Consider the following 3,756-nt stretch of genomic DNA (forward strand, 5'->3'; position numbering starts at 1 on the left):
CACTGGTTCTACCCCCCTGGGGCCCCCCGTTCCACACGAACCCCCCGGTTGGCCCGGGGGTTTCCCCCCCCCCCCCCCCCCCGCCCCCCCCCCCCCCCCCCCCCCCCGATTCTGGGCGCGAACGGGCAGTCGATGCCGCATCTTCGACGCCGACCCGGCATCGACGGTCCGTTCGCCGCGTGGGATGAGGGCGGCGAGTACGAGTGGCAGCAGGTGGATGCTGCGGGGCGCGCGCCGCGAGCCGTTGACGTGAATTCCTCCGGCGAGGATGATCGACGCATGGGCACGAAAGCCGCGGCTCGGCGGTCACCCCGGCGTCCGGAGTCGAGTCTGGCCGAGCGATGGACCACGGTCGACGGCATCGACCTGTTCTACCGCGAGTCTCCGATGCCTCCACCGGGTGCCCCGGCGATGATGCACCTGCACGGCTTCGGCCTCTCCGGCCGTTACCTGCTGCCGACGGCCGAACGCCTCGCCGACCAGTTCCACACCCTGGTGCCCGACCTGCCGGGCTTCGGCCGCAGCGGCAAGGCGGCCGACGCGCTCGACGTGCCCGACCTCGCCCACGCCGCGGCACGGTTCCTCGACGACCGCGGCATCGAGAAGGTCACGCTCGTGGGCAACTCGATGGGTTGCCCCGTCATCCTCGAGTTCGCGCACCACTATCCCGACCGCATCGACCGCGCCGTGCTCGTCTCGCCTGCGGGAGGGCTCTACAACCAGCCGCTCCGCCGTGCCGTCGGCCAGCTCACCCGCGATGGCGGCCGGGAGCCCCCGCGCATGATGAAGGTGGCGGTGCCCGACTACCTCAGGTTCGGCGTACCGAGCACGTTCAAGATGTTCCACGCGCTGACGCAGTACCCGACCCTCGAGCGCTTGCTCGAGTTGCACGTTCCGACGCTCGTCGTCATCGGCGACCGCGATCCGCTGATGCCGCATCACTCGCGGGTGCAGGAGGTCGCCGCCGCGACCGACAATCACGTGCTGCTCGTGCGCATCGAAGGCGCGGCGCACGCGATCAACTTCAGCCACTCGGGCGAGCTCGCCCACCTCATCCGGCTGTTCATGGCCGATCGCCCGATCGTCGACGACCCCGCCTCGCCGGGCCACGCGAGCCTGACCGAGATCCATCGGGGCACGCATCTGCCGCCGCACGCGGCCCCCTGACCGCCGCCGCCCTCACGCCGCGCGGTCGCGGCTCCACTCGAGCAGGCGGTCGACCGGCCACGTCGTGACGATGCGCTCGCCGGGCACGCCGTTCGCCTCGGCCCGCGCTGCGCCGAGTTCGAGAAAGGTCAGGTGGCCGGGCGCATGCGCGTCGCTGTCGATCGAGAACAGGCATCCCGCCTCGAGCGCGATCGCGATGAGCTCGTCGGGCGGGTCCTGCCGCTCGGGCCGGGAGTTGATCTCGACGGCGACGCCGTGCTCGGCGCAGGCCTCGAAGACGACCCGGGCGTCGAAGGTCGACGGCGGCCGGGTGCCGCGTGCCCCCTCGACGAGCCTGCCGGTGCAGTGCCCGAGCACGTTCGTGTGCGGGTCGGCGATGGCACGCAGCATCCGCTTCGTCATCTCGGCCGGCTCGGTACGCAGCTTCGAGTGCACACTGGCGACCACGACGTCGAGGCGGCCGAGCAGTTCCGCAGTCTGGTCGAGTGTGCCGTCGACGAGGATGTCGACCTCGATACCGCGAAGCAGCCGGATGCCGCGGACCTCCGCCTGCACGTCGGCGATGACCTGCTGCTGGGCGATGAGCCGCTCGGGGCTGAGTCCGTTGGCCACACGCAGGTTCGGCGAGTGATCGGTGACGGCGAGGTACTCGAGGCCGAGTGCCTCGGCGGCGCGCGCCATCGCCTCGAGGCTCGTCGTGCCGTCGGACCAGTCGGTGTGGCTGTGCAGGTCGCCGCGCAGCCGCGCCCGCAACCCGGTGCGGGTTCCCTCGGGCGAGAGGCCGGCCTCGGCCCGGAGCGCTGAGAGGCGATCTGGCACCCCGCCCGCGACCGCCTGGGCGATGACCACGAGCGTCGAGTCTCCGATGCCGGGGGTTCGCTTCAAGCGGCCGTCGTCGACGCGCGCGGCGACCTCTTCGGCGCTGAACGGTCGGATCGTCTCGGCCGCGCGCCGGAACGCCTTCGACTTGTAGGCCGACGCCCGATCCCGCTCGAGCAGGAACGCGATCTCTTCGAGCGCCGCCACCGGGTCCATCGCCCCATTGTCGCGCGCGTCCCGGTGCTTGACAACGCGTACGATTCTTCGGTATATCTATACCCCCTAGGGGTATTCACCCCGAGCACGGAACGAGAGGGGAAACATCCCATGTCCACATCCACCCCACCGGCACGACGCCGGTGGTTCGGCCTGGCGCTCATCGCCGCGGCGCAGTTCGTCGTCATCATGGATACGTCGATCATCGGCGTCGCCCTGCCCGACATCCAGGCCGAGCTCGGGTTCACCCCCGAGTCGCTGTCCTGGGTGTTCAACGCCTACGTCATCGCCTTCGGCGGACTGCTGCTGCTCGGCGGCCGGCTCAGCGACGTGTTCGGCGCGCGTCGGGTGTTCGTCACGGGCTGGCTCGTGCTCGCCGCGGGCAGCCTGCTCGCCGGCGCTGCGAGCGACGTCGGCCTCGAGATCGCCGGTCGCGCCGTCCAGGGTGCGGGCGCCGCGCTCATCGCCCCGTCCGCGCTCACCCTGCTGATGACGCTGTTCGGCGGCACCGCCGACCTGCCGCGCGCGTTCGCGGTGTACGGCGCGGCCGCCCCGATCGGCGGCACGGCCGGCGTCTTCCTCGGCGGGGTGCTCACCGAGTACGCGAGCTGGCCGTGGGTGTTCTATGCGACCGTGCCGATCGCCGTGCTCGTCGTCGCCCTGACGCCCCTCGCGCTCCCCCGGGTCGACGGCGGCCGCGGGCGGGTCGACCTCGCCGGCGCGCTCACCGTGACCGCGGGCCTCGCCGCGCTCGTCTACGGCATCGTGCGCGCCCCCGAGGCGGGCTGGGCCTCGGCCGAGACGCTCATCGCGCTCGCCGTCGGCTTCGCCCTGCTCGGCGCATTCTTCGCGATCCAGTCGCGCAGCCGCACGCCGCTGCTGCGCCTCGGCATCTTCCGCGCTCCGCAGCTCGGCGCCGCGAACCTCGCGCAATTGCTGCTCGGTTCGTCCTGGGTGCCGATGTGGTTCTTCCTGAACCTCTACCTGCAGCAGGTGCTCGGGGCCGGGGCGTTCGCCTCGGGCGCCGCGCTGCTGCCGATGACCGCGCTCATCGTCGTCGGCATGGTCGCCGTCGTCCCGCGCCTGCAGGCGAGGTTCGGGGCGAAGCCGCTCATCGTCGCCGGGTTCACCATGCTCGCGGTCGGGCTCGGCTGGCTCGCCCTCGCCCGCCCCGACGGCAGCTATGCGGTCGATGTGCTGCCCGCCTCGCTCGTCGCGGCGCTCGGCATGGCGCTCGCGTTCGTGCCCTCGCTCGGCACGGCGATCGGCGCCGCCCGGCCCGAAGAGACGGGCGTGGCCTCCGGCCTCGTCAACACGAGCTACCAGATCGGGTCGGCGGTCGGTCTCGCAGCGCTGACGGCCGTCGGCGCCGCATTCACCGCCCGCGGCACGGATGCCCCGGCGCTCACCTCGGGGTTCTCGGCGGCCTTCATCGGCGCCGCCGTGCTGGCGGTCGTCGGGCTCGCGGCATCCGCTCTGCTGCTGCGCACCGCGGCCGACCGCACGAGCGCGCGAACCGAGCAGACGGTCGACGCATGACGGGCCGCCGGGTGC

Annotated in this window: 3 protein-coding genes; 2 read left to right on the forward strand and 1 reads right to left on the reverse strand. The window is 72.5% G+C overall.

Features of this window, described 5'->3' with window-relative positions; genetic code table 11:
- Positions 1-279: 279 nt before the first annotated feature.
- Positions 280-1,167, forward strand: coding sequence for an alpha/beta fold hydrolase (locus ACWGST_RS16910; RefSeq protein ID WP_452047831.1), 888 nt, complete (start codon positions 280-282; stop codon positions 1,165-1,167).
- Positions 1,168-1,179: 12 nt separating this feature from the next.
- On the opposite strand, the gene ACWGST_RS16915 is transcribed toward ACWGST_RS16910, so the two are convergent.
- Entirely contained in the window at positions 1,180-2,202 is a 1,023-nt protein-coding gene (locus ACWGST_RS16915; RefSeq protein WP_452047832.1) for a PHP domain-containing protein, read from the reverse strand.
- A gap of 111 nt (positions 2,203-2,313) precedes the next feature.
- Here ACWGST_RS16915 and ACWGST_RS16920 point away from each other — a divergent pair, with 111 nt between their 5' ends.
- Positions 2,314-3,741, forward strand: coding sequence for an MFS transporter (locus ACWGST_RS16920; protein WP_452047833.1), 1,428 nt, complete (start codon positions 2,314-2,316; stop codon positions 3,739-3,741).
- Positions 3,742-3,756 lie beyond the last annotated feature (15 nt).

It is taken from the genome of Agromyces sp. NPDC055520 (assembly GCF_053619715.1).